Source organism: Chitinolyticbacter meiyuanensis (genome assembly GCF_008033135.1).
Lineage (GTDB): Bacteria > Pseudomonadota > Gammaproteobacteria > Burkholderiales > Chitinibacteraceae > Chitinolyticbacter > Chitinolyticbacter meiyuanensis.
Window position 1 is genome coordinate 479,333 of record NZ_CP041335.1, and the last position, 26,712, is coordinate 506,044.

Sequence of the window (26,712 nt, forward strand, 5' to 3'; positions counted from 1 at the left end):
ATCCGAGCCAACCCATGAAGATACTCGTTACCGGCGCAGCCGGTTTCATCGGCATGCACCTGACCGAGCGCCTGATCGCGCTTGGCCACGCCGTGCATGGCATCGACAGCATCAACAGCTATTACGATCCGGCGCTGAAGCAGGCGCGGCTGGCGCGGCTCACCGGCTTGCCCGGTTTTTCCTTTGCCCAGCACGACGTGGCCGATCCGGCAACGATAGACCTGATCCGCGACGGCGGCTTCGATGTGGTGGTGCATCTGGCTGCGCAGGCCGGCGTGCGCTACTCGATCGAGGCGCCGCTGGCCTACAACGCGGCGAACCTCAGCGGCTTCACCCACGTGCTCGAAGGCTGCCGCCATGGCGGCGTTGGTCATCTGATTTTCGCCAGCTCGTCGAGCGTCTATGGTGGCAACCGCAGGTTGCCGTTCCGTGAAACCGATGCCACCGAGCACCCGGTCAGTTTCTATGCGGCGACCAAGAAGGCCAACGAGGCGATGGCGCACAGCTACGCGCATCTCTACGGCCTGCCGGTGACCGGGCTGCGCTTCTTCACTGTCTACGGTCCATGGGGCCGGCCAGACATGGCGTACTACAGTTTCGCGCAGAAGATCATGGCCGGCGACACCATCGACGTTTACAACCACGGCAACATGCGGCGCGATTTCACTTACATCGACGAGATCGTTGCCGGCATCGTCGGCCTGCTCGACAAGCCGGCGCGGCCCGATCCGGCGTTCGATGTGATGGCACCGCGCAATGGCAGCAGCTGGGCGCCGTACCGCATCCTCAACATCGGCGGCAGCAACCCCGCGCAGTTGTCCGAGTTCATCACCCTCTTGGAAAAGCACCTGGGGCGCGAGGCCGACAAGCGCTACCTGCCGATGCAGGCCGGCGATGTCGAGGAGACCGCCGCCGATACCACGGCGCTGGAAGCGCTGGTCGGCCCCATCCCGCGGACCGGGCTCGATGCCGGGCTCGGCCGCTTCGTTGCGTGGTTCAAGGATTACCACGGTGTCTGAACCGCTGGCCCCGGTCAGCCCCCTGGCGCGCCCGCAGCTCAAGCGGGCACTGGTGATCAAGCTGCGTCACCACGGCGACGTGCTGTTGGCGAGCCCGGTGATCGCCGAACTCGCCGAGCAGTACCCGGAAGCCGAGATCGACGCGCTGGTCTACCACGACACCCGCGACATGCTCAGCCTGCACCCGGGCCTGGCCCAGTTGCACACCATAGGCCGGGACTGGCGCAAGCTGGGGCCGCTGGCGCAACTGTGTGCCTGGTGGCCGCTGATCCGCACGCTGAAAGCGCGCAAGTACGACCTGATCGTGCACCTGACCGACCACTGGCACGGTGCCCGGCTGGCTCGCTGGCTGAAGCCGGCAATCGCCGTGGCGCCCAAGAGCGAGCGCGGTAGCCGCTGGGCCAATCGCACTTGGCGCCGCTCGTTCACCCATCTGTTCCCGGTGCTGCCGGGCAACACCCGGCACACGGTGGAGATGCATCTCGATGCCCTGCGCCGCATCGGTATCCAGCCGGTCCGCAAGGCGCTCGGTTTCGTCGCCGGCGAGGCGGCCGAGGCCAGCATCGCGCAGCGGCTGACCGCCGCCGGTATCGCGCCGGGCCGCTACCTGTTGATCCACCCGACCTCGCGCTGGCTATTCAAGACCTGGCCGGTTGCGCAGATGGCGGCGCTGATCGATGCGTTGACCGCCCGCGGCGAGCAGGTGGTGCTGTCGGCGGCACCAGCCGCAGCGGAGCGCGAGTGGATCGTGGCGTTGCAGGCGCGGCTGACCCGCCCGGTGGCGCTTGATTTGTCGGGCCAGCTCAATCTCAAGGAACTGGGCGCGCTGATTGGCGGCGCCCGTGCCTTCATCGGCGTCGATTCCGTACCGATGCACCTCGCTGCCGCGCTGCAGACGCCGACGGTGGCACTGTTCGGGCCGTCCGGCGACCAGGAATGGGGGCCGTGGCAGGTGCCGCACCGGTTGCTGACCGAGCCGTTCTCCTGTCGCCCCTGCGGCCAGGATGGTTGCGGCGGCGGCAAGGTCAGCGATTGCCTGACCGCCATCACGCCGCAACGCGTGCTGGCCGCGCTCGATGAACTGCTTGCGGAGACGGCGCAATGATCCGGCTGGCCATCGTCCGGCAGAAATACAATCCGCATGGCGGTGCCGAGCGCTTTGTGACGCGCGCGCTGCAGGCGCTGAGCCAGCGCCGTGCGCTCGACGTGACGCTGCTGTGTCGCGAATGGAAGGACGGCGGCAGCTGGCATTGCCAGCAGTTGCGCCCGTTCCATCTCGGCCGCGCCTGGCGCGAGCGCGCCTTCGCCCGGGCTGCGCAGCGCGAGTTCGGTCGGTTCGACCTGGTGCAGAGCCATGAGCGGGTGCCCGGCTGCGATGTATTCCGTGCCGGCGATGGTGTGCACGCGGTGTGGCTGGAGCAGTATGCCCGCACGCAGTCCGGCTGGGCCAACCTGCTGCGGCGCTTCAGTCCGTTCCATCGTTACGTGCTCGCCGCCGAGCGCGCGATGCTGTCGCACCCGCGGTTGCGCATGGTGATCTGCAACTCGGAGCTGGTACGCGCGCAGATCGCCGAGCGCTTTGCGGTGCCCGACGACAAGCTGTGCGTGATCTACAACGGCGTTGATACCGAGGCCTTCCATCCACAGCTGTCCGACAAGTACCGCTATATCCAGCGGCAGGCCTGGGGCGTGCCGCAGGATGCGCCGCTGCTGGTGCATGTCGGCTCCGGCTTCGAGCGTAAGGGCGTGGCGACCACGCTGCGTGCGCTGGCTCAGGTTGAGGGTGTCTACCTCGTCGTTGCCGGCCATGACAAGGCGGCACGCCGTTACCGGCGCCTCGCCGACACGCTGGGCGTGGCGCACCGCGTGCGCTTTCTTGGCGCGGTCAATGATGTGAAGCCGGTGTACGGCGCTGGCGACGCGCTGGTGCTGCCAACGTTGTACGACCCGTTTCCCAATGTCTGTGTCGAGGCGCTGGCCGCCGGCCTGCCGGTCTTCACCAGCACCCAGTGCGGCGCTGCCGAGTGGCTGCGTGAAGGCGAGAACGGCTGGGTGCGCGATGCGCTCGATGTCGACGGCCTGGCAGCGGCAATCGCCGACTGGCAACGCCACCAGGCCGACTGGCCACGGTTGCGCGCAGCGGCGCGCGCCACTGCCGAACCGCATACGCTGGCGCGCATGGGACAGGCGCTGGAAGACCTGTACGCGCGCCTGCTGACCCCGCAAGGAACCGAATGAGCCACGACCCCCCGAGTGCTGCGCGCGCGCTGCGCATCCTGCATACCGAATCGTCCTGCGGCTGGGGCGGGCAGGAGATCCGCATCCTGACCGAGGCGGCGGGCATGATTGCCCGCGGCCACCAAGTGACCATCCTGGCCTGCCCGGATTCCAACATCCACAAGGCGGCGCTGCAGCGTGGCATCCCGGTGGTGGCCGTGCCGATCTTCAAGAAGCGCCTAGGCGCGCTGTGGGCGATGCGGCGCTACCTTGCGCGGCACGCCCAGGACTTCGACGTGATCAACACGCACAGCTCGACCGATGCCTGGCTGGTCGCGTTGGCTGGGCTGTCGGTCTACGGCATGCCACCGGTGGTGCGTACACGCCATGTGTCTACAGCGATCAACAACAGTCCGTTCACCCGTTGGCTCTACCTCGAGGCGACGCGCCATATCGTCACCACCGGCGAGCAGCTGCGCCAGACCTTGCATCGCGACAATGGTTATCCACTGGCGCGCATGGTGTCGATCCCGACCGGCATCGACCTGGACCGCTACCGGCCCGGTGACCGCGCCGCCCGGCGTGCCGGGCTTGGCCTGCCGGAGCGGCCCACGCTCGGCATCGTCGCCACGCTGCGCAGCTGGAAAGGCCACGGCGACCTGTTGCCGGTCTGGGCCCGCTTGCGCGAACGCTTTGCCGACTGGCAACTGGTGATCTGCGGCGACGGCCCACAGCGCGACAACCTGGAGCGACAGGTGGCCGAGCTCGGCATTGCGGATTCGGTGCGCTTTGTCGGTAATCGCGAGGATGTCGAGCAGTGGCTGCAGGCGTTCGACCTGTTCACGCTGCCGTCCTATGGCAATGAGGGCGTGCCGCAGGGGCTGATGCAGGCGATGGCAAGCGGTCTGCCGGTGGTGTCGACCACAGTGGGCGCCATCGCCGAGGCGGTGGTCGACGGCGAGAGCGGTTTCCTCGTCGCGCCGCGTGAGCTTGATCAGATCGAGGCCGCGCTGGCTCGGCTGATGGGCGATGCCGGCTTGCGCGAGCAGATGGCCGCGTCCGCGCTGACGCGTGCGCAGGCGCGCTTTGGAAGTGACCATATGCTCGATGCGATGACCGAGGTGTTCCGCGCCGCGATCAAGGCCGGTGCATGAGTCGAGCCGCCGGCCGCCTCATCGTCTTCGCCCGCGCCTTGCCGCGCTTGCTGGGCAAGCCGTGGCGGCGCAGGCCAACGGTGGTGCGTCGCATCCTGATCGCGCACCACCTGCTACTTGGCGACACGCTGATGCTGACCCCGCTGTTGGCCAAGCTGCGGCGCGACTATCCGGACGCCGCCATCGTCATGGCCTGCCCCAAGGCGGTGGTGCCGCTGTATGCGGCGCGGCCGTACCAAGTCGACGCTCAGCCGTTCGATCCGCGCGACGCGGCCTTGGTGCGGGGGCTGATCGCGGCAGGGCCGTTCGATCTGGCCTTCGTGCCCGGTGACAATCGCTACAGCTGGCTGGCGCTGGCCGCAGGCAGCCGCTGGATCGTCGCGCATGCCGGTGATACGGGATGGAAGAACCTGGCGGTCGACGAGCTGCACCCGTATCCGCAGGTCTCCACGGCCTGGGGCGATATCGTCGCCCAGCTGCAGCCAGGCGCGGCTCCGGCGCCCTACGCTGCTGCCGATTGGCCGGCGCCGCCAGCAGAACCGTTTACGCCTCCGGTGGGGACGTATGCGGTGCTGCATCTGGGCGCCAGCAGCGCAGTCAAGACCTGGCCGGCCGAGCGCTGGCGCGCACTGGCGCAGCACCTCGCCTTGCGCGGCATTCAGCCGGTGTGGAGCGCCGGCGGTAAGGAAACGGCGTTGATCGAGGCCGCCGATCCGGAGCGGCGTTTTCTGAGCGTTGCCGGGGCGCTGGACTTGCCACAACTGTGGCACTTGCTGGCGGGGGCTCGGCTGCTGGTTTGTCCTGATACGGGCGTGGCCCATCTCGGGCGTATCGTGGGCGTGCCCACGCTGACGCTGTTCGGGCCTGGTTCGCCAGAGGCGAGCGGCGGTGGCGAATTCTGGCGGCAGAGCCCCGGCCAAGCGCTGCAGCACACCGATATGCCCTGTCGCAACCAGCAGGTGCTGTTTCGACGCCAGCGCGACTGGCTGCGCCGTTGCGGCCGTGGCCCTACCCAATGCCTGAATTGGGATGGTGAGCACGCACTGTGCATGCGCAGCATCGACGTCGCGACGGTATTGATACGGGCCGATCAATTGATCGACGAGGCTGAAGCATGAAGCTGTTGGACAAGGTCTCCGCCCGCTGGGGCGGCTGGGTGCTGCCGTTACTGGTGTTCGCACTGCCGTTCGCGCATACGGTAGCGTTGCGGCACGTGCTCAGTGCCGCCATGTTGCTGCTGGGCGGGCTGTACTGCTGGCGCCATCGACCGAGGGACTGGCCAATCGCGCTGCCGTTCCTCGCTTGGAGCGGCTGGGCGCTGCTCTCGGCCACCTGGTCCATTTACCCGCGGGAAACGCTGAGCGCATGGTGGGGCACTGCCTTGGCATCCCTGCTGGCGTTCTACACGGCCTATCACCTGAGCGCGGGCCGGGCCGCCCGCATGCGGATGTTCATAGCGCTGGCGTTGAGCGTGGTCATCCTGCTGCTGATGTCGTTGTTCGGCTTCCGGTTGTTACAGCCGGATCTACCGATACCGGCCTGGCTGTACCACTACCCCGGCGTTGGTCTGGCCAGCACCTATGCGGTGCTGATGCTGCCACTATGCGGCTTGGCGACCCTGTCCGTCGGCAGAAGGCTGCAGCTGGCTGGTTGGCTCGGCATTGCGGCGTGCCTGATTGTCGGCGCAGCGACACTGAACCGCGTGTTCTGGCTGGCGGCGGCGCTCACCCTCGCGGTACTGTTCCTGCCCCGGTTGAACTTGCGCCGCGCGCATGGATGGCTGCTCGGCGGCGTTGTGCTGGCCGGCCTGCTGTTTGCCCTCGCCGGGGTCAACCAGTCGCGGCTGTCACTGGCGCAGCAGGGAGATGTACTGGAGTCGGCCATGCATAGTCTGCAGCAAATGGCCGAACGCGACCCCCGCCCGCAGGTGTGGCGCGCTTGGTCGAGCCAAGTCGCGCATGCGCCATGGATTGGCTTGGGCTACGGTCAGGCAGTGCCTGGCGAGTTCCTGCGCAGCGCCAGAGTGACCGATCCCATCATCAATGATCGATTGACCGGCGTGCACGCCCACAACGTCCTGATCAATACCGCGCTGCAGACCGGCGTGGTTGGGCTGGCCCTGCTGGTTTGGTTCTTCGCCGCGCTGTTGCGGGCGTTCTGGCGGCGCCGCCATGAACAGCAGGCTTTGGCGGCGGCGGGGATGGCGCTGGTGGTCGCATTGCTTGCCAAGAGCCTGACCGACGATTTCATCCGCGACGGCCTCGCCATCTATTTCTGCCTGTGGGCGGGCTTTCTGCTGGCCCGGGCGCGTGAGCCGGTCCGGGCATGAACATCCTGCTGATCCGTCGTGACAACATCGGCGATCTGGTCTGCTCCACGCCGTTGATCGTCGCCATCCGCGCGCGCTACCCACAAGCCAGGATCACGGTGCTGGCCAACAGCTACAACGCCGGCGTGCTGGCGGGCAATCCGGCGATCGACGCGGTCTATGCCTACGAGAAGGCCAAGCATCGTGAACCTAGGCAATCGCGCTGGGGCGTGTACTGGCGCACGTTGCGCTTGGTGCTCGCCTTGCGCCGACAGCGTTTCGACTGGGCCATCGCAGTTGGCAGTGGGTTGCATGTGCATGCGATCAAGTTCGCACGCTGGGTTGGGGCTCGGCAGATCGTGGCCTTTGTAGCGCAAGGGCAGCCGGTGCCGCCTGGCGTCACCCATCCGATCGACTATGTCCGCACACCGGTGCACGAGACGCTCGACTGTTTCCGCCTGTTGGCGCCGCTGGGCATTGACGGGGAGCCAGGTCCGCTGCGGGTCTATCCCGACCCAGGCCGGCTCGCGGCCATGCAGGAAAGATTGCCGAGCAAGGGCCGGGTGCTCGCGTTGCATGTCAGCGCGCGTGAAGCCGATCGGCGTTGGCCGGAGGCGCATTTCGTCGCGCTGATCACCACACTGGCGCAACGGCATCCGGACCTGACGATGCTGTTGCTCTGGTCGCCGGGGGCGGAGAGCGATCCGCGCCACCCGGGCGACGATGCGCTGGCCGGGCGCCTGCTGGCGGCCTCGGCCGGCTGGTTGCTGCCTGCACCGACAGGCGAACTCGCCGAGCTGATCGCTGCACTCGCCTGCGCTGATCTGGTGCTATGCAGTGATGGCGGAGCGCTGCATCTGGCGGCGGCGCTCGGCAAGCCCATCGTTGCCTTGTTCGAGAATCGTGAAGACAAGACCGCACGCTGGTACCCTTGGCAGGTGCCGTACCGCATGGTGATGCCACCGACCCGTGCCATCCGCGATATCCCGCTGGAACCAGTGCTGGCGGCAGTCGAAGACTTGCTGCAAACCCTCCCTGAATCGCCCGACCACGATGACTGAACCTCGCTCCATTGGTCTCGTCACTGCCCAGAAGGCGGTGTTCGATACCCCGATCACCCTGTCGTCCGGCGCCACGCTGCCGCACTACGAGCTGGTTTATGAAACCTATGGCCAGCTGAATGCCGACAAGTCCAATGCCATCCTGATCTGCCACGCCCTGTCGGGCAATCATCATGTCGCCGGGCGTTATGCCGAGAGCGACAAGAGCGCCGGTTGGTGGGACAACATGATCGGGCCGGGCAAGCCGATCGATACCGATCGCTTCTTCGTCATCGGACTCAACAACCTGGGTGGCTGTCATGGTTCGACCGGGCCGTCGAGCATCGATCCGGCCACCGGCAAGCCCTATGGTTCGACTTTCCCGCTGGTACTGGTGCGAGATTGGGTGGAAACACAGGCACGGCTGGCAGACAGGCTCGGCATCCGGCAATTCGCGGCCATCATCGGCGGCAGCCTCGGCGGCATGCAGGCACTGCGCTGGACCATCAGCCATCCGGAGCGGGTGCGCCACGCGCTGGTGATCGCCTCGGCGCCCAAGCTCACCGCGCAGAACATCGCCTTCAACGATGTCGCGCGCCAGGCCATCCTGACCGACCCGGATTTCCATGGTGGCGATTTCTACCAGCACGACACGCTGCCGCGTCGCGGCCTGCGGTTGGCGCGCATGCTGGGCCACATCACCTATCTGTCCGACGACGGCATGGGCGAGAAATTCGGCCGGCTATTGCGTAGCGGCGAGTACAAGTACGGCTTCGACGTGGAGTTCGAGATCGAATCCTACCTGCGCTATCAGGGCGACAAGTTCTCCGATTATTTTGATGCCAACACCTATCTGCTGATGACCAAGGCGCTCGACTATTTCGATCCGGCGCGGCATTACGACGGCAATCTGGTGAAGGCGTTGGCCGAAGTGCAGGCCAAATTTCTGGTGGTGTCGTTCACCAGTGACTGGCGCTTCTCGCCGGCGCGTTCGCGCGAGATCGTCAAGGCGCTGCTCGATGCCAGAAAGCAGGTGAGCTATGCCGAGATCGATTCCAAGCATGGCCACGATGCCTTCCTGATGGAGGATGCGCCGTATCACGCCATCATGCGGGGTTACCTCAACAACATTGCGCACGAGGTGAACGCATGAACGCCCATGCCCTTCGTCCCGACCTGCGCCATATCGCCGACTGGATCACGCCGGGCGCTTCGGTGCTCGACCTTGGCTGTGGCGACGGCGCGCTGCTGGCCTGGCTCGCTGCCAACAAGGATAGCCGTGGCTATGGCGTCGAGATCGACGTCGCTGGCGTCACAGCCTGCGTCGAGCGTGGTGTGAGCGTGATCCAGAGCGATCTGGAAGCGGGGCTGTCCACCTTCGAGGACAAGGCGTTCGATTTCGTCGTGCTGTCGCTCACACTGCAAGCGATGCACAACATCGAGGGCATTCTCACCGAGATGCTGCGCGTCGGCCGCACCGGCATCGTCACCTTCCCCAACTTCGGCTATTGGGAAAACCGCTGGCAGCTGCTGCTGGGGCGCATGCCGGTATCCGAGACCATTCCCTACGAGTGGTACAACACGCCCAACATCCACCTGTGCACGGTCTACGACTTCGAGCGCCTGCTGAAGAAGCTTGGCATGTGGTCGACCGGCCGCGTGGTGCTGCACCAGGGCGAGAAGATCGAGTTTCTGCCCAACCTGCTCGGCAGCCTGGCGCTGGAGCGCTTCGAGCGGGCCTGACTGTGCCGGACCGGCCGCCTGCGGGCGGCCTTGTCGTTTCCAACGGCCCCATCCGGTACTTGCCTGATGGCGGCGATGCGCCGGTGGCGATGACAATCGCGCATTCCAACCGGGAGAGGCAGCATGCGCACCATCCGCTTTGGCATCATCGGCACCGGCGGCATCGCCCGGCGCTTTGCGCAGGGCCTGGCCTGCGTGCCCGGCGCCCGGCTTGCGGCGGTGTGGAGTCGTGGTCCCGACAAGGCGCGGGCCTTTGCCGGCGACTTCGGTGCCGTTGCCTGCGATAGCGTCGAGGCGCTGCTCGCCAGCGAGATCGATGCCGTCTACATTGGCACCCCACACACCAGCCACGCGACCTACAGCATCGCCGCGATGCAGGCCGGTCACGCCGTGCTGTGCGAGAAGCCCGCAGCCGTGTCGCTGGCCGAACTGGAAACGGTGCTGGCGGTGGCGCAGAAAACCGGGCGGCTTTTCATGGAGGCGATGAAGCCGCCGTTCTATCCGCTGTTCCAGAAGCTCGACGAACATCTGGGGCGCGATCCCATCGGAGCCATCCGCTACGTGCGCGCCGGCTTCGCCAATCCCACCGTGCCGGCAGGGCATGCACTGTTCGACCCGACGATGGCTGGCGGCAGCCTGCTCGACATCGGCATCTATGGTGCTTTCCTCGCCACGCGCTACCTCGGTGCGATGCGCGAAGCGCAGACACTGGGGCGGCTCTCGGGCAGCGGCGTGGATCTGTTCGCGGCGGTGAACGCGCAGCACGAGCGTGGCGTGTCGCAGATCTATTGCGGCATGGATGTGTCCGGCGCGGGCGATGCGATGCTGGCGGGCGAGGTTGGCCATGTGCTGATCCACGAGAAGTGGTGGAGCCCGCTGCGTGCAACCATTGCCTACACCGATGGCCGCCGGGTCGAGATCGATGCGCCCGCCGTCGGCAGCGGCCTCAATTACGAATCAGCGCACTTCTGCGAGCTGCTGCGTGCGGATGCCACGGAGAGCCCCCTGCTCAGCCACGCGCAAAGCCGCGCGATGATAGCCCTGCTCGACACGGCCCGTGCAGGGCTGGGCCTCGTCTACCCGTTCGAGCGCTGATGGCGGTCAGCCCGTCGCGTGCTCCTGCCAAGTGAGCCACACCCGCAGGTCGAATTCCAGCTGGTGGTAATCCGGCTCCATATGGCAGCACAGCTGGTAGAAGGCCTTGTTGTGGTCCTTCTCCTTCAGGTGTGCCAGTTCGTGCGCCACGATCATCGCGAGAAATTGCGGTGGCAGCGCGCGGAACAGCGCGGCGATGCGGATCTCGTTCTTACGCTTGAGCTTGCCGCCTTGCACCCGGCTGGCGAAGGTGTTGCTGCCGAGTGTGCCGCTGACCAAGTCGAGCTGGTTGTCGTACAGCACCTTGGAAGGCGGTGGCGCGTTGCGCAGAAAGCGCTGCTTGCGCGCCTGCACGTAGTCGTACAGCGCAGCATCCGATTGCACCGGGTTGGCATCCGGATAGCGTTGCTGTAGCCACGTGCCGAGCCGGCCTTCGTCGAGCAACGCGGTCACGCGTTCGACGAGGTGGGATGGGTAGGCGGCGAGATAACGGTGGGCGGGCATGGCGGCGCTGGATGGCAAAAAGCCCAGCCTTGCGGCTGGGCTTCGTGTCTGGTGGGTCGTGCGGGACTCGAACCTGCGACCAACGGATTAAAAGTCCGCTGCTCTACCAACTGAGCTAACGACCCGTGCAAAGACCGGAATCTCGGCACTTGGTACTACTAATGAAAAACCGGCTTGTGGCCGGTTTCTCGTATTGGTGGGTTGTCACAGGCTCGAACTGTGGACCTACGGATTAAGAGTCCGCTGCTCTACCAACTGAGCTAACAACCCGAAGAGGGCCGAATAGTAGCCCGGCCCCGGATAGGTGTCAACACTCCGCTGTAAAATAGTTGGCCGGGCTGGGAGGCGGGCTGTCCCCGATGCCGGGTGCTGCCGGCTGCGGGTTACACTCGGGGCTTTGTTGGCCAAGGAAAACACAGATGCGCATCCTTCACACCATGCTGCGGGTAGGCAACCTGGAGCGCTCGCTCGCCTTCTATACCGAGGTGCTCGGCATGAAGCTGTTGCGGCGCAAGGACTACCCGGATGGGCGCTTCACGCTGGCCTTCGTCGGCTATGGCGAGGAATCGGAAACGGCGGTGCTCGAGCTCACCCATAACTGGGATTCCGACCGCTACGAGCTCGGCACCGGCTATGGTCATATCGCGCTGGAGGTGCAGGATGCGTATGCGACCTGTGACGCGGTGCGCGCCAAGGGCGGCAAGGTGACGCGCGAGGCCGGGCCGATGAAGCATGGCACCACGGTGATCGCCTTCGTCGAGGATCCGGACGGCTACAAGATCGAGTTCATCCAGCGCGGCACCCAATGATCGCCGGCCGCCGATGGCGGCCATCCCACCACTCTTGCGATGGGCCTTCGCATGAACAAACTGACCCCGCTGTTGCTCGGCCTCGTTCCCATGCTGGGGCAGGCCGCGCAGCTTGACGGCAGCCAGCTCTCCCTGCAGTGGGCGCTGCCCTTTGCCGGCATTCTCCTGTCGATCGCGCTGTTTCCGCTGCTGGCGCCGCATTTCTGGCATGCCCATTTTGGCAAGGTGGCAGCCTTCTGGTCTGCGGCGTTCCTTATCCCGTGCGCGCTGGCGTTCGGGCCGGGCGTGGCCGGCGGGGTGGTGGCGCACGCCCTCGTCGACGAGTTCATCCCCTTCATCATCCTGCTGTTCGCGCTCTACACCATTTCTGGCGGCATCCTGGTATGGGGCAACCTGCACGGTTCGCCGGCGCTCAATACCGGCATCCTGGCGCTGGGTTCGCTGCTGGCTTCCATCATGGGGACCACCGGCGCAGCAATGCTGCTGATCCGGCCGCTGCTCAAGGCCAACGACAATCGCCAGCACAACGTGCACGTGGTGGTGTTCTTCATCTTCCTGGTGGCCAACATCGGCGGCGGCTTGACTCCGATCGGCGATCCGCCGCTGTTCCTCGGCTTTCTCAAGGGCGTGAGCTTCTTCTGGACCTTGGAGCACATGCTGCTGCCGGTGCTGTTGTGTGTCGCCATCCTGCTGGCACTGTTCTATGTCATCGATCGTCACTACTTCACCAAGGAAGGCGTGCTTCCGGTGGATAAGACGCCGGATACCGAGGGCATCAAGCTGTTTGGCACGTTCAACTTCGCGCTGATCGTCGGCGTGGTGGCGGCGGTGGTGATGTCCGGCGTGTGGAAGCCAGGCATCGAGTTCGAATTCGCAGGGGCGTCGCTATCGCTGCAGGATCTGGTGCGCGATGTGGTGCTGATCGTGCTGGCGCTGGCCTCACTCAAGTTCACGCCCAAGCAGGTGCGCGCCGGCAACGATTTCAACTGGTTCCCGATGCAGGAGGTGGGCAAGCTGTTCGCTGCCATCTTCATCGTGATGGCGCCCGCCATTGCCATCCTGCGCGCGGGCGAGGCGGGGCAGCTGGCGCCGCTGGTGCGCACGGTATTCGATGCCTCGGGGGCGCCGCGCGATTTCATGTTCTTCTGGATGACCGGGGCGCTGTCGGCCTTCCTCGACAACGCGCCGACTTATCTCGTGTTCTTCAATCTGGCGCATGGCGATGCAGCGCATCTGATGACCGATATGGCGAGTACCTTGCTCGCGATCTCGGCAGGCGCGGTGTTCATGGGCGCGATGAGCTACATCGGCAATGCGCCCAACTTCATGGTCAAGGCGGTGGCGGAAGACCGCGGCGTGAAGATGCCGAGCTTCTTCGGCTACATGGCGTGGTCCGCATTGATCCTGTTGCCGCTGTTCGTGATCGTCACGCTGGTGTTCTTCCACGTGTAGGCGCAGCAAAGCTGTGCTGGCGCGATATAGCAAGCCCGGCTCACGCCGGGCTTCTTTTCCTTGTCATCTGGATACTTCCTACTAGCCCGGAACTTGCTTCGTCCTTGAATATCAGCTTTAGTGATTACTCACATCAGCCCGTGCCACTCCTCGGGCTTTGACCTGCATCAGTTCGCTGAAACCTGAACGGCATAGACTGCAATCCTAACGAGGCGGCGAACCCGCCCAATCCATCACAAACCGCTAACGAGGTGTACCGTGGCTAAAAAAGCGCTGAACAAAGACTTGCTGGAGAAGATGCACAAGTACTGGATGGCGGCCAACTACCTGTCCGTCGGCCAGATCTACCTGCTGAACAATCCGCTGCTGAGGGAACCCCTCAAGCGCGAACACGTGAAGCCGCGTCTGCTGGGCCACTGGGGCACCACACCGGGTTTGAATTTCGTCTACGTGCACGCCAACCGCCTGATCAAGGAACGCGACCTCAACATGATCTACATCGCCGGCCCTGGCCATGGCGGTCCGGGTCTGGTCGCCAATACCTGGCTGGAAGGCAGCTACGAAGAGTTCTATCCGAGCATCGATCGTTCCGAAGCAGGCATGCAGCGCCTGTTCAAGCAGTTTTCCTTCCCGCGTGGCATCCCGTCGCACGTGGCACCGGAAACCCCGGGCTCGATGCACGAAGGCGGTGAACTCGGTTATTCGCTGTCGCACGCCTTTGGCGCGGCCTTCGATAATCCGGACCAGGTGGTGCTCGCCGTGGTCGGCGATGGCGAAGCCGAAACCGGCCCGCTCGCCACCAGCTGGCACTCGAACAAATACCTGCACCCGGTGAACGACGGCTTCGTCATCCCCATCCTGCACTTGAACGGCTACAAGATCGCCAACCCGACCTTGCTGGCGCGCCTCTCCAAGGATGAGGTGACCAAGCTGTTCGAGGGCTATGGCTACAAGCCGCACTTTGTCGAGCTGAAGAAGGAAACCTTCAACGACAAGCCCGAATCGTTCAACGACATCCACCAGGAAATGGCCAGCACGCTCGACGCCGTGATGGATGAACTCACCGCTATTCGGGCCAAGGCCAAGGAACAGCAGGCTGCCGGCAAGCCGATTGAGCGCCCGCAATGGCCGATGATCGTGATGCGCACGCCCAAGGGCTGGACCGGGCCGAAGGAAATCAAGGGCCTCAAGGTCGAGGATTACTGGCGTAGCCACCAGGTACCGTTCTCCGATATGGACAAGGAAAACGTCAAGAACCTGGAAAAGTGGATGAAGAGCTACGAGCCGGAAACGCTGTTCGACCAAGGTGGTGCCTTCCGTGCCGAGCTGGCCGCCATCGCGCCGACCGGCATCCATCGGATGGGCAGCAACCCGGTGGTACATGGCCAGGCCAGCAAGGACCTGCGCATGCCGGACTTCCGCAAGTACGAGGTGAAGTTCGCCAAGCCGGGGACCGAGAACGCCGAAGCCACCCGCGAGATGGGCAAGTTCCTGCGCGACGTGATGGACAACAACAAGGCTGAGCAGAACTTCCGCATCTTCGGCCCGGACGAGACTGCATCCAACCGCTGGAACAACGTGTTCGAAGTGTCGGGCAAAACCTGGTTCGCCGATTACTTCAAGGAAGACAAGGCCAACGATCACCTGGCGCAAGATGGCCGCGTGATGGAAATCCTCTCCGAGCACACCTGCCAGGGCTGGCTCGAGGCCTATAACCTGACCGGCCGCCACGGCTTCTTCAGCTGCTACGAGGCGTTCATTCACGTGATCGACTCGATGTTCAACCAGCACGCCAAGTGGCTGAAGACCACCAAGCACATCAACTGGCGCAAGCCGTTGCCGAGCTTGAACTACCTGCTGACCAGCCACGTGTGGCGTCAGGATCACAACGGCTTCTCGCACCAGGATCCAGGTTTCATCGACCACGTGGTGAACAAGAAGGCCGAGGTGATCCGCGTCTATCTGCCGCCAGATGCCAATACCCTGCTGTCCGTCACCGATCACTGCCTGCGCTCGCGTCACTACGTGAACGTGGTGGTGGCCGGCAAGCAGCCTGCGCTGCAGTACTTGACCATGGATCAGGCGATCAAGCACTGCACCAAGGGGGTGGGGATCTGGGACTGGGCGTCCAATGACCAGGATGGCGAGCCGGATGTGGTGATGGCCTGCGCCGGTGAAATCCCGACCATGGAAGCACTGGCCGCGACCGACCTGTTGCGCCAGCACTTCCCGGATTTGAAGATCCGCTTCGTCAACGTGGTCGACCTGATGACGCTGCAGCCGGAGGAAGAGCACCCGCACGGCCTGTCTGATCGCGAGTTCGATTCGATCTTCACTGCCGACAAGCCGATCATGTTCGCGTTCCACGGCTACCCGTGGCTGATCCACCGCATGACCTATCGTCGCAATGGCCACAGCAACATCCATGCGCGTGGCTACATCGAGGAAGGCTCCACCTCGACACCGTTCGACATGGTGGTGGTCAACCAGCTCGACCGCTTCAACCTGGCCATCGACGTGATCGACCGCGTGCCCAAGCTTGCCAAGATCGGCGCCCATGTGCGGCAGAAGTTCGTCGACAAGCTGGTTGAGCACGAGCAGTACATCGCCGAAGTCGGCGACGACCTGCCGGAAGTGAAAAACTGGAAGTGGCCGTACTGATCTGACCGCCGCTTCACCTTGTCACTCGGCCCGCCGCAAGGCGGGCTTTTTTTATGCCATGGCCTGGGCGATGGCTTGGCGCCGCGCCTCGGCCACCCGTTCGGGGATACGTGCCTTGTCCGTGCACTCCCCAGCGATGGCACCGGCGTCCACAGCGCGTGCTGCGTTGAGTAGCCGGCGCAGGTAAGCCACCTGTGGGTAGTCGCTGTGCTCGAAGCCGGTGCGACCGCGGGCGTCGGCAAGGCAGGCATCGAGGAACTGGCCGAAGCGCTCGGGCTTGCGGAGCGCATCGCCGCGCTGGAACAACTCCAGCACCGTGCCGGGCTTGAGCTCCAGCGCGCGGTGCACCAGCAGGTGTTCGCGACAGGTGAGCAGGGCGAGATCGCGGCATTCGGCCGGGGCGCGCAACCGCTGCGACAGCGCCTCGACCAGCGGCACGCCGGCAGCCTCATGGCCGATGTGGCGCGGCAACACGTCGGCGGGCGTCACCGCCTTGCCGAGATCGTGGCACAACGCGGCGTAGCGAGTGGCCAGCGGCCAGCCTTGGCGAGCGGCGTAATCGAGCACCAGCATCACGTGCACGCCGGTATCGACTTCCGGGTGGTAGTCGGCACGTTGCGGCACGCCCCACAACGCATCGACCTCGGGTGCGATGCGCGCCAGCGCGCCACACGCGCGCAGCACGGTGAACATGCGACTCGGCTGCTCGGCCATCAGGCCGCGTGCCAGCTCCTGCCACACCCGTTCCGGCACCAGGTGGTCGACTTCGCCATCGGCGACCATCTGCCGCATCAGGTCCAGCGTCTCGTCCGCCACATCGAAGCCGAAGCGCGCGGCAAAGCGCGCCAGCCGCAGCACCCGCACGGGATCCTCGACGAAGGCCGGCGACACATGGCGCAGCAGACGCGCGGCGATGTCGGCCTGGCCGTCGTAGGGGTCGATCACGTCGCCGGCTTCATCCTCGGCCATCGCGTTGATGGTCAGATCGCGCCGCGCCAGGTCGTCTTCCAGCGTCACGGCCGGGTCGGTGAACACGGTGAAGCCTTTATAGCCACGGCCGCTCTTGCGCTCGGTGCGGGCCAGCGCGTATTCCTCGTGGGTCTTGGGGTGCAGGAACACTGGGAAGTCCTTGCCGACCGGCTTGTAGCCCTGGCTTTCCATCTCGGCGGCAGTGGCGCCGACCACCACCCAGTCGGTGTCCTTCACCGGCAGGCCCAGCAGACGGTCGCGCACGGCGCCGCCAACCTTGTAGATCTTCATGGCGTTTGCTTCTGTGTGATATAGCGATCGATTTTAGGTCCTCACCGCCGTGCTTGTCGCTGTGCCTGGGCCGCGATGGCGGGTGGCCAAACATGCAGACGCGCCGGCATGCAGGGTTGGGTACCGCAGGCCGGACCAGGGTTCTGCCACTGGTCGCAAGCGGGATGCGGTATCGGCCTGCCTCACGGCGCAGCGGATACCCCCGACGGCATGGTGCGGGACCCGGAGTCGGGCAGGCAGCGCTACAATCTTTCTCGTCGCTTCCAACCCCACACGGAATCTCGCCATGAAGATTGCCAACGATGTCACCGCCCTGATCGGCAACACGCCCCTCGTCAAGCTCAACCGCGTCACTGCTGGCGTTGGCGCCACCGTGGTGGCCAAGCTCGAGTACATGAACCCCAGTCATTCGGTGAAGGACCGCATCGCCGTGGCCATGGTCGATGCTGCCGAGGCAGCCGGCGTGATCAACGCCGACACCACCATTGTCGAGCCGACCTCGGGCAACACCGGCATCGGCCTGGCGATGGTGTGTGCGGCGCGTGGCTACAAGCTGATCCTGACCATGCCGGAGACCATGTCGAAGGAACGCCGCGCGCTGCTGCGCGGCTACGGCGCTGAACTGGTGCTGACGCCGGGGCCGGAAGGCATGGGCGGTGCGATCGCCAAGGCCAAGGCGATCGTCGAGGCCAATGCCAATCACTTCATGCCACAGCAGTTCGAGAACCCGGCCAATCCGGAAATCCACCGCAAGACCACCGCCGAGGAGCTGTGGAACGATACCGATGGCCAGATCGACATCCTGATCTCTGGGGTTGGCACCGGCGGCACGATCACCGGCGTGGCCGAGGTGCTCAAGGCACGCAAGTCATCGTTCCAGGCGATTGCGGTCGAGCCCGATGCCAGCCCGGTGTTGTCCGGTGGCCAGAAGGGCCCGCATCCGATCCAGGGCATCGGCGCCGGCTTTGTGCCGGGCGTGCTCAACACCGGCGCCTACGACGAGGTGATCCGCGTGAGCAACGACGATGCCTTTACCACGGCCCGCGCGATGGCAACGCAGGAAGGCATCCTGTGCGGCATCTCGTCCGGCGCTGCCACCTGGGCCGCATTGCAGGTGGCCCGCCGTCCGGAAAATGCCGGCAAGCTGATCGCCGTGATCATTCCGTCGTTCGGCGAACGCTATCTGTCGACCAAGCTGTTCGAAGGCCTGGTGGACTGACTGCATGCAGCACAACAAAAAGCCGGCGCAAGCCGGCTTTTTGCTTGATGGTTAGACGGGAGACCACACCGCCAGTTCGTTGCCATTGGGGTCGGCAAAATGGAAGCGCCGCCCGCCGGGAAAACCGAAGATGTCGCGCACGATCTGCCCGCCTGCGGCCTGCACCCGCTGATGGGCATCCTCCAGCTCCTCGGTATACAGGACCACCAGCGCGGCGCCCTGGCGGGTACTGCTGGTTGCATCGGCACGGTAGAAGCCGCCGGCGAGCCGGCCATCGCTGAACGAGCAGTAGTCCGGCCCGTAATCGGTGAAGGTCCAGCCGAACACGGTGTTGTAGAAGTCCTCGATCGCCGCGAGATCGCGGGCCGGCAGTTCGACGTAGTCGATCACCGAGTCATGGTTCATGGAGCCTCCCAGTGGCTGTTGCGCCGTTCATGCCCATCAGCTTAGACGCTGTGGGCAATGACCGTGATCCGCCGGGCGGCGGCAGACGGAAGCTTTTATGGTGCTGACGTGGTTGACAGCCTCACCAAAGCTCTTTAATTTAACCTAATGGTTAATTAATGCCATGCCCACCACTCAGAGGAGCATTGCCATGTCCCGCCAGATCTTCGTCAACTTGCCGGTACGCGACCTGCCGCGCACCAAGGAATTCTTCGCTGCGCTCGGCTTCGAGTACAACGCGCAGTTCACCAACGAGCAGGCCGCCTGCATGGTGGTCTCCAACGATATCTACGTGATGTTGCTGGTCGAGGAATTCTTCAAGACCTTCACCGCCAAGAAGCTGGTCGATGCGCACAGCGCCACCGAGGTGCTGGTCTGCCTGTCGTGCGACAGCCGCTCGGAAGTGGATGCCCTCGTGGCCAAGGCGGTGGCGGCCGGCGGCAAGATTCCGCGCCCGCCGCAGGATTATGGCTTCATGTACGGCCACGCCTTCGAGGATCTCGATGGCCACATCTGGGAACTGGCGTACATGGACATGAGCCAGGTGCCGCCGCAGCTCTGAAGCGGATCGAGGCAATCGGAGATCGTCGCAAGGGCCCGGGCTTTGCCGGCCTTCCGGTGGATTTTGCGGAAGGCCGATTGGATTGCCTCGGATTGGCTTGATTCGTGGGGCGCTTGGATTGACGCGCCAATGCGGCGCGAGCAAGAGGGTCGGACCGCCTGTGGCGCCATTGACGACCTCACTGGCCGCGCCGTCTCTTCGGCGCTAGCGGTGGAAAGGGCTTGGCTTGTGACGGCTGGCCTGCCATTGCGCATAGGTCTGCATACTGTGCCAGGCCACGTCGTCGCTGACCGTGGCTTGCGGCAATAGATACTCCAGTGCTTCGTATTGCTCCAGCAGGGCTTTGTCCGCGGCCTGTTGCGCAAAGCGAACCCGGCGTCGTACGGCGTCGAACGCGCAGCTGTCTGGTACGAACAGGATCCGGGGCTCGCCTGTCTCCAGGAATGACACGTCGCGCATCTCAGTGCCATCGGTCCAGATCGCATGGCGGATGCCTTCGAGATACACACGCTCGTTCAACAGGACGCGATAGCCGCACAACATCCTGCCACCCCTGGCCTTGATGAATTCGCCGACGTTTCGGCTGCAGCAATCGAGCCTGCTCCAGGGCTCGGGCAGGCAGTACAGATAGACCGGCGGATCGTGGCTCAGCACGCTGCAGAACCATGCGACATCGGCGGTGAGGGTGGCGGGGGTGGACAGGCGCGAGAACAACGTCTGGCATTGCTCCAGCAACACAAGCAGCTCTTGAGGGCCCACGGATATCGCTCCGAGACATGAGCGGCCCCGTTGTCGCTCGGCGGCGTGTACCAGCAACTGGCAACGCGCCGCGATGTGATCATGCAGCCCGGCGCCCCTACGCCCAGCCGCCTGCCCAGGAAAGCCTCGCTGCGTGCTTCCCAAGTTGAATCGCAGCGTCATTGGCGGTGCGAGTCACTGAGCAGCCTATGCCTTGACAGCGCTTTCCGTCGGCATTCCTCCAATTGGGGTGACGAGCGGGCTTGGGCTCCGTGGGATGGCTTGTGAGCGGGTGGCGGTGCGAGCAGCGTTGTTGATCTACCAGGCGGCAAGCTCATTCAAATCCGGCAATCGAATCGGTGTTTGGCCGACAGCGATGTCGGCCATGTATGGCGATGATGCATCCAGGCCACCGGCCAAGCCCGGCCGTGGCGCCCAGGATGTCGCATGCCGATTGCCTCTGCCCGCCCTCCGCTGATCGTTGCCCGGCCCAAAGGGCTGTATTGCCCCGTGGGCGACTTTTACATCGACCCCTGGCGCCCGGTGCCGCGCGCGGTGATCACGCATGCGCATTCCGATCATGCCGGCATCGGCAACGGCCACTACCTGGCGACCACGGCGGGCGAGCGGGTGCTGCGGCAACGGCTGGGCGATATCCCGTTGCAGACGCTCGATTATGGTGAGCCAGTCACGCACAACGGCGTGACGATCAGCCTGCATCCGGCCGGCCATGTGCTCGGTTCGGCGCAGGTGCGCATCGAGGTCGGTGGCGAAGTCTGGGTGGCCTCGGGGGACTACAAGGTCGAGCCTGACCCGACCTGCGCGCCGTTCGAGCCGGTGCGCTGCGACACCTTCATCACCGAATCGACCTTTGGCCTGCCGGTGTACCGCTGGCAGCCTGCATCCGAGCTGTTTGCCGAGATCAACCACTGGTGGCGCACCAATGCGGCGGCCGGGCGCGTGTCGGTGCTGTTCTGCTATGCCTTCGGCAAGGCGCAACGGATATTGAGCGGGGTCGACGCCAGTATCGGGCCCTTGCTGGTGCATGGCGCAGTGGAGCCGTTGAATGCGGCATATCGCGACAGTGGCGTGATGCTGCCTGATACCCAGCGCGTGGCCGACATCGCGCTACGCGGTGCGGATAAATCCGCCTATGCCGGCGCGCTGGTGCTGGCGCCGCCGTCGGCCAGCGGTTCGACCTGGATGCGGCGCTTTGGCGACTACGCCGATGCCTTTGCCAGCGGCTGGATGCTGTTGCGCGGCGCGCGGCGGCGGCGCGGCGTCGAACGCGGCTTTGTGATGTCCGACCACGCGGATTGGCCTGGCTTGTTGTGGGCCATTGGCGAGACCGGCGCACAGCAGGTGTACGTGACGCATGGCCAGACCGGCGTGCTGACGCGCTGGCTGACCGAGCATGGCATCGATGCCCATACCTTCAGGACGCAATACGGCGACGAGGACGAAGGCAGTCCTGTTCCTGAGGCCGCACCCGCCAACCAGCAAGTTGCGCCCCGCCACGAGGCCGGCACATGAAGCAATTTGCCGCGCTCTACGCCGAGCTCGATGCGCTGACGGCGACCAACGCCAGGCTTGCCGCGCTGATTGCCTACTTTCAGGCCGCACCGGCGGCCGATGCGGCATGGGCAGTGTATTTCCTGGCGGGCGGCAAGCCGCGGCAGATCGTGCCGGTGAAGGTGTTGCGGCTGGCCGCACGCAAGGCGGCCGCGCTGCCGGAATGGCTGTTCGATGAGTGCTACGACGCGGTGGGCGATCTCGCCGAGACCATCTCGCTGGTGTTGCCTGAACCCCAGGGCGACACCGATACGCATCTGGCCGATTGGGTGGCGGGCACCTTGCTGCCGCTGCGTGGCGAACTGGCAGAGGCGCAGATCGCCGCGCTGCAGCGCATGTGGCGCAGCCAGAACCGCTGGGAGCGCTTCGTCGGCATCAAGCTCATCACCGGCAGCCTGCGCATCGGCGTATCGCGACTGGCGGTGACCCGCGCGCTGGCGGCGGTGAGTGGCGTCGATGCCAAGCTCCTCGCGCAGCGGCTGGTGGGCTACACCGCGCAGGCGGCAATGAATGGCCGCGCATTGCCGGATGCCGACGCCTATCTCGCCTTGATCGCGCCGGGCGAGCTGGCGGCCGATGGCACTGCGCAGCGCGGGGGCCAGCCCTACCCATTCTTTCTCGCCCACCCATGGCAGCAACCGGTTGAAGCGATGGCGCCGGCGCTCGGCGACCCGGCAGATTGGCAGGTGGAGTGGAAGTGGGATGGCATCCGTGCGCAATTGGTGAAGCGGGATGGCAACGTGTGGGTGTGGTCGCGCGGCGAGGAGCTTGTCACCGAGCGCTTCCCCGAGCTACAGGCGGCGGGCACGACGCTGCCGGACGGTACCGTGCTTGATGGCGAAATCCTGGTGTGGCAGCACGGCCGCGCTGCCCCTTTCGCGCTGCTGCAGCAGCGCATTGGCCGCAAGCACCTTAGCGGCAAGCTGCTGGCCGAAGCACCGGTGATCCTGCTGGCCTATGACCTGCTGGAATGGCAGGGCCGCGATCTGCGTGCCGAGCCGCAAAGCACACGCCGCGCCCTGCTGGAGCAGGTGGTCGCCGAACATCGTCCACCCGGGGTGCAGGTCTCGCCGGTGATTGATGCGGCCGATTGGGCCGAGCTCGCGACGATCCGCGCGTCGTCGCGCGAGCGCGGCGTGGAAGGGATGATGCTGAAGGCGCGCGGCGCGCAGTACGGTGTTGGCCGCACCAAGGATGTCGGCACTTGGTGGAAATGGAAGATCGATCCCTATTCGGTCGACGCGGTGTTGATCTACGCCCAGGCCGGCCATGGTCGCCGCGCCAGCCTCTACACCGACTACACCTTCGCGGTATGGGACCAGCCCGCCGACCAGCCAAACCGCGTGCTGGTGCCCTTCGCCAAGGCGTACTCGGGCCTCACTGACGACGAGATCCGCCAGGTGGATGCCATCGTCCGCCGCACCACCGTGGAAAAATTCGGCCCGGTGCGCAGCGTGACGCCGACGCTGGTGTTCGAGCTGGGCTTCGAGGGCATTGCAGCCAGTGGTCGCCACAAGAGCGGCATTGCGGTGCGCTTTCCACGCATCCTGCGCTGGCGCCACGATAAACCGGTGGCCGAGGCCGATACGCTGGAGAGCCTGCGGGTGTTGCTGGCATCGGGGAGCGCGGCATGAATACCGAACTGCCGCAGTGCTTCGACCCAGCCGGCTGGCTGGCCGGTGCCGGGCTCACGCCGTTCCCGTTCCAGCAGGAGGTGTGGCAGGCGCTGGCGCAGGGTGAGTCTGGGCTGCTGCACGCCACTACCGGCTCCGGCAAGACCTACGCGGTGTGGCTGGGCGCGCTGGCGCGCTTCGGCGCACAGCGGGCCAATACCGCACGCAAGCCGGCTGCGCCGCCGCTGACGGTACTGTGGCTGACGCCGATGCGTGCGCTCGCGAGCGATACCGAAAAAGCGCTGCGCCGGCCGCTGGAGGAAGCTGGGCTGGACTGGACGCTGGGCGCACGCACGGGTGACACGGCGGCCAAGGTGCGTGCCGCGCAGCAGCGCCGCTGGCCCACCGCACTGATCACCACGCCAGAGAGCCTGACACTGCTGCTGGCGCGCAACGATGCCGCTGCCGTGCTCGGATCGGTGCGGCTGGTGGTGGTGGACGAGTGGCACGAGCTGCTCGGCAACAAGCGCGGCGTGCAGGTGCAGCTGGCACTGGCGCGGCTGCGCCGCTGGCAGCCGCCGCTGCAGGTGTGGGGGCTGTCCGCCACGCTGGGCAATGTGCCGCACGCGCAGGATGTGTTGCTGGCCGGCGCGCCCGGCCGCCTGGTGCGCGGGCGCATCGACAAACCTTTGCAGGTCGATACCCTGCTGCCGCTCACGCTGGAGCGCTTTCCCTGGGCCGGCCACCTTGGATTGCGCATGCTGCCGCAGGTGATCGCGGAAATCGACCGCGCAGCCACTTCACTGGTATTCCTCAATACCCGCTCGCAAACGGAGCGCTGGTACCAGGCCATCCTGGAGGCCAGGCCGGATTGGGCGGGCTTGATCGCGCTGCATCACGGCTCGCTCGACCGCGAGGTGCGCGATTGGGTGGAGGCCGGGTTGAAGGAAGGCAGGCTCAAGGCCGTGGTGTGCACGTCCAGCCTCGACCTGGGCGTGGATTTCCATCCGGTGGAGCGCGTGCTGCAGATCGGCTCGCCGCGCGGCGTGGCACGGCTGCTGCAACGTGCCGGTCGCTCCGGTCATGCACCGGGCCGACCCTCACGCATCACGCTGGTGCCCACGCACAGCCTGGAGCTGGTGGAGTCGGCTGCCGCGCAGCGCGCCATCGCCGACGGCGTGATGGAAGGGCGAACCGCGCCCGATAAACCATTGGATGTGCTGGTACAGCACGTGGTCACCGTGGCGCTGGGCGGCGGCTTCGTGCCGACGGAACTGCTGTCCGAGGTACGCACTGCCCCCAGCTACCGCAGCCTGAGCGATGCCGAATGGGCCTGGGTGCTCGGCTTCGTGCGCCAGGGCGGCGAGGCGCTGACCGCTTACCCGGAATACCACAAGGTAGCGCCCGACGATGCTGGCGTCTGGCGCGTGCCGGACCGGCAGGTTGCGCGCCGGCATCGCATGAGCATCGGCACCATCGTCAGCGACAGCAGTGTGTTGGTGCAGTATCTGGGCGGCGCACGGCTGGGCACGGTGGAAGAGGGCTTCATCGCGCGGCTCAAGCCGGGTGATCGCTTCCTGTTCGGCGGCAGGATGCTGGAGCTGGTCCGCGTGCACGATATGACCGCCTATGTGCGCCGCGCCAGCGGCAGCCAGCCGGCGGTGCCGCGCTGGAACGGCGGGCGCCTGCCGCTGTCGTCCGAACTGGCCGACGCGATGCTGGCGCAGTTCGAGGCAGCAGCCGCGGGCCGATTCGACAGCCCGGAAATGCGCTGCGTGCGCCCATTGCTGGCGGTGCAGCTCGAATGGTCTGCTCTGCCGACGCGCGATACGCTGCTGGTGGAAACGCTGCAGTCGCGAGAAGGCACACACCTCTTCCTCTACCCGTTCGCCGGCCGCTCGGTACACCTGGGGCTGGGCAGCTTGCTCGCATGGCGGCTGGCGCAGCAGCAGCCGATGACCTTTTCCATCGCCGTCAACGACTATGGGCTGGAGCTGCTGACGCCGACGCGTTTCGAGTTGGGCGGATTGATCGATGCCGCCTTGTTCACGCCTGATGATCTGGCGCACGACGTGCTCGCCAGCCTGAATGCGGGTGAGTTGGCGCAACGGCGCTTTCGCGAGATTGCACGGATTTCCGGCCTGGTGTTCCAGGGTTTTCCCGGCGCGCCCAAGAGCGCACGACAGCTGCAGGCATCGTCCAGCCTGTTCTACCAGGTGTTCCGCCAGCACGATCCAGGCAACCTGCTGCTGGCCCAGGCCGAGCGCGAAGTGCTGCGGCAGGAGCTGGATCTGGCGCGGCTGGATGCCGCGTTGCAGCACATCGCCGGGCAACGCATCCACCAAGTGACGTTGGCGCGTGCGTCACCATTTGCCTTTCCGCTACTGGTGGAGCGTTTTCGCGAAAAGCTGTCCAACGAGAAACTGGCTGACCGCATCGCCCGGCTGCTGGCCGGGCTGGAGCGTGCGGCTGGCGGCAGTGCCGGTGACCCACACGACAGCGTGCGCTTTACCGCGCCGCCACCGCCTGCGCCTCGGCGGCTGCGGCAGCGCAAGACCGGTCGACCGAGGAGCGAGTTGTGATGGGTGATGCCGGGCCACAGTCAACGCGCTACGGGCACGGCGTCGAGGTGGAGGTCGCGGGTGAAACGCTGTGCCTGCTACCGCAGCGCGCCGCCTACTGGCCGCGCCGGGCCACCTTGCTGGTTGCCGACGCACATTTCGGCAAGGCCGCTGCCTTTCGCGCGCTGGGCCAGCCAGTACCGCACGGCACCACCGCCGACAATCTGGATCGGCTGGACCAGATGCTGCTATCCCATACGGTGCAGCGGCTGGTGTTCCTCGGTGATTTCCTGCATGCCCGGCATGGCCGCAGCGATGCGCTGCTCGCCAGCCTGCTTGCCTGGCGCCAGCGTCACGCTCTACTCGAATGCGTGCTGGTGCGCGGCAACCATGATCGCCACGCCGGTGACCCGCCGGACGCGCTGGGTTTTCACGTAGTGGTGGAGCCGTGGCTGCTGCCGCCCTTTGCGCTGTGCCACGAACCGGGCCTGCTCGAACCCGGGCACTACGCGCTGGCTGGCCACCTGCACCCGGCCGTGCAACTGGTCGGCCCCGCGTTTGAGCGCATTCGCCTGCCGTGCTTCAGCTTTGACGCACACAGTGGTCTGCTGCCTGCGTTTGGTGCCTTCACCGGTGCCGCGCTGATCGCTCCACAGCCAGGGCGGAGGTTGTTCGTGGTCGGGGATGATGCGGTGTGGCCGGTGTGTTGACCGACATGCTGGCGGCAGGCCAGGCGGCCGT

Annotated in this window: 23 protein-coding genes and 2 tRNA genes; 19 read left to right on the top strand and 6 right to left on the bottom strand. The window is 65.6% G+C overall.

Translation table 11 applies throughout. The features are described 5' to 3' along the window. Positions 1-14: 14 nt before the first annotated feature. From FLM21_RS02175 to FLM21_RS02220, 10 genes are all read left to right on the top strand, one after another. A complete protein-coding gene (locus FLM21_RS02175) occupies positions 15-1,019 on the top strand; it encodes an NAD-dependent epimerase/dehydratase family protein (RefSeq protein WP_148713993.1) in 1,005 nt (334 codons plus the stop codon). Then, the gene (rfaQ, locus tag FLM21_RS02180) at positions 1,012-2,124 is read left to right on the top strand and encodes a putative lipopolysaccharide heptosyltransferase III (protein WP_246120807.1); all 1,113 of its coding nucleotides are present in this window, start codon (positions 1,012-1,014) and stop codon (positions 2,122-2,124) included. Before FLM21_RS02175 ends, rfaQ begins: the two co-directional genes overlap by 8 nt. Next, complete coding sequence (locus FLM21_RS02185; RefSeq protein ID WP_222846753.1) at positions 2,121-3,257, top strand: glycosyltransferase family 4 protein; 1,137 nt, start codon at positions 2,121-2,123, stop codon at positions 3,255-3,257. Before rfaQ ends, FLM21_RS02185 begins: the two co-directional genes overlap by 4 nt. Further along, the gene (locus FLM21_RS02190) at positions 3,254-4,390 is read left to right on the top strand and encodes a glycosyltransferase family 4 protein (RefSeq protein WP_148713995.1); all 1,137 of its coding nucleotides are present in this window, start codon (positions 3,254-3,256) and stop codon (positions 4,388-4,390) included. Before FLM21_RS02185 ends, FLM21_RS02190 begins: the two co-directional genes overlap by 4 nt. Beyond that, positions 4,387-5,508, top strand: a complete 1,122-nt coding sequence (locus tag FLM21_RS02195; RefSeq protein WP_148713996.1) for a glycosyltransferase family 9 protein — start codon at positions 4,387-4,389, stop codon at positions 5,506-5,508. Before FLM21_RS02190 ends, FLM21_RS02195 begins: the two co-directional genes overlap by 4 nt. Continuing rightward, entirely contained in the window at positions 5,505-6,719 is a 1,215-nt protein-coding gene (locus tag FLM21_RS02200) for an O-antigen ligase family protein (RefSeq protein WP_148713997.1), read from the top strand. The genes FLM21_RS02195 and FLM21_RS02200 overlap by 4 nt, the downstream gene beginning before the upstream one ends. Next, on the top strand, positions 6,716-7,759 hold the full coding sequence (locus FLM21_RS02205) for a glycosyltransferase family 9 protein (RefSeq protein WP_148713998.1): 1,044 nt from the start codon (positions 6,716-6,718) through the stop codon (positions 7,757-7,759). The genes FLM21_RS02200 and FLM21_RS02205 overlap by 4 nt, the downstream gene beginning before the upstream one ends. After that, positions 7,752-8,891, top strand: a complete 1,140-nt coding sequence (gene metX / locus FLM21_RS02210; protein ID WP_148713999.1) for a homoserine O-succinyltransferase MetX — start codon at positions 7,752-7,754, stop codon at positions 8,889-8,891. The genes FLM21_RS02205 and metX overlap by 8 nt, the downstream gene beginning before the upstream one ends. Next, on the top strand, positions 8,888-9,481 hold the full coding sequence (gene metW, locus FLM21_RS02215) for a methionine biosynthesis protein MetW (RefSeq protein ID WP_148714000.1): 594 nt from the start codon (positions 8,888-8,890) through the stop codon (positions 9,479-9,481). Before metX ends, metW begins: the two co-directional genes overlap by 4 nt. A 123-nt stretch (positions 9,482-9,604) precedes the next feature. Then, on the top strand, positions 9,605-10,576 hold the full coding sequence (locus tag FLM21_RS02220) for a Gfo/Idh/MocA family protein (RefSeq protein ID WP_148714001.1): 972 nt from the start codon (positions 9,605-9,607) through the stop codon (positions 10,574-10,576). Between the two features lie 6 nt (positions 10,577-10,582). Here the strand turns inward: FLM21_RS02220 and FLM21_RS02225 are convergent, their stop codons facing one another. The 3 genes from FLM21_RS02225 to FLM21_RS02235 form a co-directional block, all read right to left on the bottom strand. Next, positions 10,583-11,080, bottom strand: coding sequence for a M48 metallopeptidase family protein (locus FLM21_RS02225; protein WP_148714002.1), 498 nt, complete (start codon positions 11,078-11,080; stop codon positions 10,583-10,585). A gap of 49 nt (positions 11,081-11,129) precedes the next feature. Continuing rightward, positions 11,130-11,205 (bottom strand) — tRNA-Lys (locus FLM21_RS02230). Positions 11,206-11,274: 69 nt separating this feature from the next. Next, positions 11,275-11,350, bottom strand: a tRNA-Lys gene (locus FLM21_RS02235). 149 nt (positions 11,351-11,499) lie between these two features. Here FLM21_RS02235 and gloA point away from each other — a divergent pair. From gloA to FLM21_RS02250, 3 genes are all read left to right on the top strand, one after another. Continuing rightward, positions 11,500-11,889 carry a lactoylglutathione lyase gene (gene gloA, locus FLM21_RS02240; RefSeq protein WP_222846754.1) on the top strand — a complete coding sequence of 130 codons (390 nt, stop codon included), beginning with the start codon at positions 11,500-11,502 and terminating at the stop codon, positions 11,887-11,889. A gap of 51 nt (positions 11,890-11,940) precedes the next feature. Beyond that, positions 11,941-13,341 carry a sodium:proton antiporter gene (locus FLM21_RS02245; protein ID WP_222846755.1) on the top strand — a complete coding sequence of 467 codons (1,401 nt, stop codon included), beginning with the start codon at positions 11,941-11,943 and terminating at the stop codon, positions 13,339-13,341. Positions 13,342-13,599: 258 nt separating this feature from the next. Next, the gene (locus tag FLM21_RS02250) at positions 13,600-16,002 is read left to right on the top strand and encodes a phosphoketolase family protein (protein ID WP_148714005.1); all 2,403 of its coding nucleotides are present in this window, start codon (positions 13,600-13,602) and stop codon (positions 16,000-16,002) included. Positions 16,003-16,053: 51 nt separating this feature from the next. Here the strand turns inward: FLM21_RS02250 and FLM21_RS02255 are convergent, their stop codons facing one another. Then, positions 16,054-17,262: a multifunctional CCA addition/repair protein gene (locus FLM21_RS02255; protein ID WP_148714006.1), complete on the bottom strand. Its 1,209-nt coding sequence runs from the start codon at positions 17,260-17,262 to the stop codon at positions 16,054-16,056. Positions 17,263-17,548: 286 nt separating this feature from the next. Here FLM21_RS02255 and cysK point away from each other — a divergent pair, with 286 nt between their 5' ends. Further along, the gene (cysK, locus tag FLM21_RS02260; protein ID WP_148714007.1) at positions 17,549-18,481 is read left to right on the top strand and encodes a cysteine synthase A; all 933 of its coding nucleotides are present in this window, start codon (positions 17,549-17,551) and stop codon (positions 18,479-18,481) included. Between the two features lie 51 nt (positions 18,482-18,532). Here the strand turns inward: cysK and FLM21_RS02265 are convergent, their stop codons facing one another. Further along, positions 18,533-18,886: a VOC family protein gene (locus FLM21_RS02265; protein WP_148714008.1), complete on the bottom strand. Its 354-nt coding sequence runs from the start codon at positions 18,884-18,886 to the stop codon at positions 18,533-18,535. Positions 18,887-19,076: 190 nt separating this feature from the next. Here FLM21_RS02265 and FLM21_RS02270 point away from each other — a divergent pair, with 190 nt between their 5' ends. After that, positions 19,077-19,487, top strand: coding sequence for a VOC family protein (locus tag FLM21_RS02270; RefSeq protein WP_148714009.1), 411 nt, complete (start codon positions 19,077-19,079; stop codon positions 19,485-19,487). Between the two features lie 204 nt (positions 19,488-19,691). On the opposite strand, the gene FLM21_RS02275 is transcribed toward FLM21_RS02270, so the two are convergent. Further along, positions 19,692-20,246 (bottom strand): hypothetical protein, encoded by a 555-nt coding sequence (locus FLM21_RS02275; protein WP_187360052.1) that lies wholly within the window; start codon positions 20,244-20,246, stop codon positions 19,692-19,694. A 426-nt stretch (positions 20,247-20,672) separates the two neighbouring features. Here FLM21_RS02275 and FLM21_RS02280 point away from each other — a divergent pair, with 426 nt between their 5' ends. Genes FLM21_RS02280 through pdeM form a run of 4 tightly spaced genes read left to right on the top strand, consistent with a single transcriptional unit; the run spans position 20,673 to position 26,681 of the window. Then, positions 20,673-21,758 carry a ligase-associated DNA damage response exonuclease gene (locus tag FLM21_RS02280; RefSeq protein WP_148714011.1) on the top strand — a complete coding sequence of 362 codons (1,086 nt, stop codon included), beginning with the start codon at positions 20,673-20,675 and terminating at the stop codon, positions 21,756-21,758. Then, positions 21,755-23,431 carry an ATP-dependent DNA ligase gene (locus FLM21_RS02285; RefSeq protein ID WP_148714012.1) on the top strand — a complete coding sequence of 559 codons (1,677 nt, stop codon included), beginning with the start codon at positions 21,755-21,757 and terminating at the stop codon, positions 23,429-23,431. The genes FLM21_RS02280 and FLM21_RS02285 overlap by 4 nt, the downstream gene beginning before the upstream one ends. Next, on the top strand, positions 23,428-25,992 hold the full coding sequence (locus FLM21_RS02290; protein WP_148714013.1) for a ligase-associated DNA damage response DEXH box helicase: 2,565 nt from the start codon (positions 23,428-23,430) through the stop codon (positions 25,990-25,992). Before FLM21_RS02285 ends, FLM21_RS02290 begins: the two co-directional genes overlap by 4 nt. Next, positions 25,992-26,681 (top strand): ligase-associated DNA damage response endonuclease PdeM, encoded by a 690-nt coding sequence (gene pdeM, locus FLM21_RS02295; RefSeq protein ID WP_148714014.1) that lies wholly within the window; start codon positions 25,992-25,994, stop codon positions 26,679-26,681. The genes FLM21_RS02290 and pdeM overlap by 1 nt, the downstream gene beginning before the upstream one ends. Positions 26,682-26,712: the final 31 nt, after the last annotated feature.

What these genes read in the sequence shown, in the direction of transcription:
- FLM21_RS02175 (WP_148713993.1), top strand. Translation starts at nt 15, where the DNA reads ATGAAGATACTCGTTACCGGCGCAGCCGGTTTCATCGGCATGCACCTG.
- FLM21_RS02185 (WP_222846753.1), top strand. Translation starts at nt 2,121, where the DNA reads ATGATCCGGCTGGCCATCGTCCGGCAGAAATACAATCCGCATGGCGGT.
- FLM21_RS02190 (WP_148713995.1), top strand. Translation starts at nt 3,254, where the DNA reads ATGAGCCACGACCCCCCGAGTGCTGCGCGCGCGCTGCGCATCCTGCAT.
- FLM21_RS02195 (WP_148713996.1), top strand. Translation starts at nt 4,387, where the DNA reads ATGAGTCGAGCCGCCGGCCGCCTCATCGTCTTCGCCCGCGCCTTGCCG.
- FLM21_RS02200 (WP_148713997.1), top strand. Translation starts at nt 5,505, where the DNA reads ATGAAGCTGTTGGACAAGGTCTCCGCCCGCTGGGGCGGCTGGGTGCTG.
- FLM21_RS02205 (WP_148713998.1), top strand. Translation starts at nt 6,716, where the DNA reads ATGAACATCCTGCTGATCCGTCGTGACAACATCGGCGATCTGGTCTGC.
- metX (WP_148713999.1), top strand. Translation starts at nt 7,752, where the DNA reads ATGACTGAACCTCGCTCCATTGGTCTCGTCACTGCCCAGAAGGCGGTG.
- metW (WP_148714000.1), top strand. Translation starts at nt 8,888, where the DNA reads ATGAACGCCCATGCCCTTCGTCCCGACCTGCGCCATATCGCCGACTGG.
- FLM21_RS02220 (WP_148714001.1), top strand. Translation starts at nt 9,605, where the DNA reads ATGCGCACCATCCGCTTTGGCATCATCGGCACCGGCGGCATCGCCCGG.
- FLM21_RS02225 (WP_148714002.1), bottom strand. Translation starts at nt 11,080, where the DNA reads ATGCCCGCCCACCGTTATCTCGCCGCCTACCCATCCCACCTCGTCGAA.
- gloA (WP_222846754.1), top strand. Translation starts at nt 11,500, where the DNA reads ATGCGCATCCTTCACACCATGCTGCGGGTAGGCAACCTGGAGCGCTCG.
- FLM21_RS02245 (WP_222846755.1), top strand. Translation starts at nt 11,941, where the DNA reads ATGAACAAACTGACCCCGCTGTTGCTCGGCCTCGTTCCCATGCTGGGG.
- FLM21_RS02255 (WP_148714006.1), bottom strand. Translation starts at nt 17,262, where the DNA reads ATGAAGATCTACAAGGTTGGCGGCGCCGTGCGCGACCGTCTGCTGGGC.
- cysK (WP_148714007.1), top strand. Translation starts at nt 17,549, where the DNA reads ATGAAGATTGCCAACGATGTCACCGCCCTGATCGGCAACACGCCCCTC.
- FLM21_RS02265 (WP_148714008.1), bottom strand. Translation starts at nt 18,886, where the DNA reads ATGAACCATGACTCGGTGATCGACTACGTCGAACTGCCGGCCCGCGAT.
- FLM21_RS02270 (WP_148714009.1), top strand. Translation starts at nt 19,077, where the DNA reads ATGTCCCGCCAGATCTTCGTCAACTTGCCGGTACGCGACCTGCCGCGC.
- FLM21_RS02280 (WP_148714011.1), top strand. Translation starts at nt 20,673, where the DNA reads ATGCCGATTGCCTCTGCCCGCCCTCCGCTGATCGTTGCCCGGCCCAAA.
- FLM21_RS02285 (WP_148714012.1), top strand. Translation starts at nt 21,755, where the DNA reads ATGAAGCAATTTGCCGCGCTCTACGCCGAGCTCGATGCGCTGACGGCG.
- FLM21_RS02290 (WP_148714013.1), top strand. Translation starts at nt 23,428, where the DNA reads ATGAATACCGAACTGCCGCAGTGCTTCGACCCAGCCGGCTGGCTGGCC.
- pdeM (WP_148714014.1), top strand. Translation starts at nt 25,992, where the DNA reads ATGGGTGATGCCGGGCCACAGTCAACGCGCTACGGGCACGGCGTCGAG.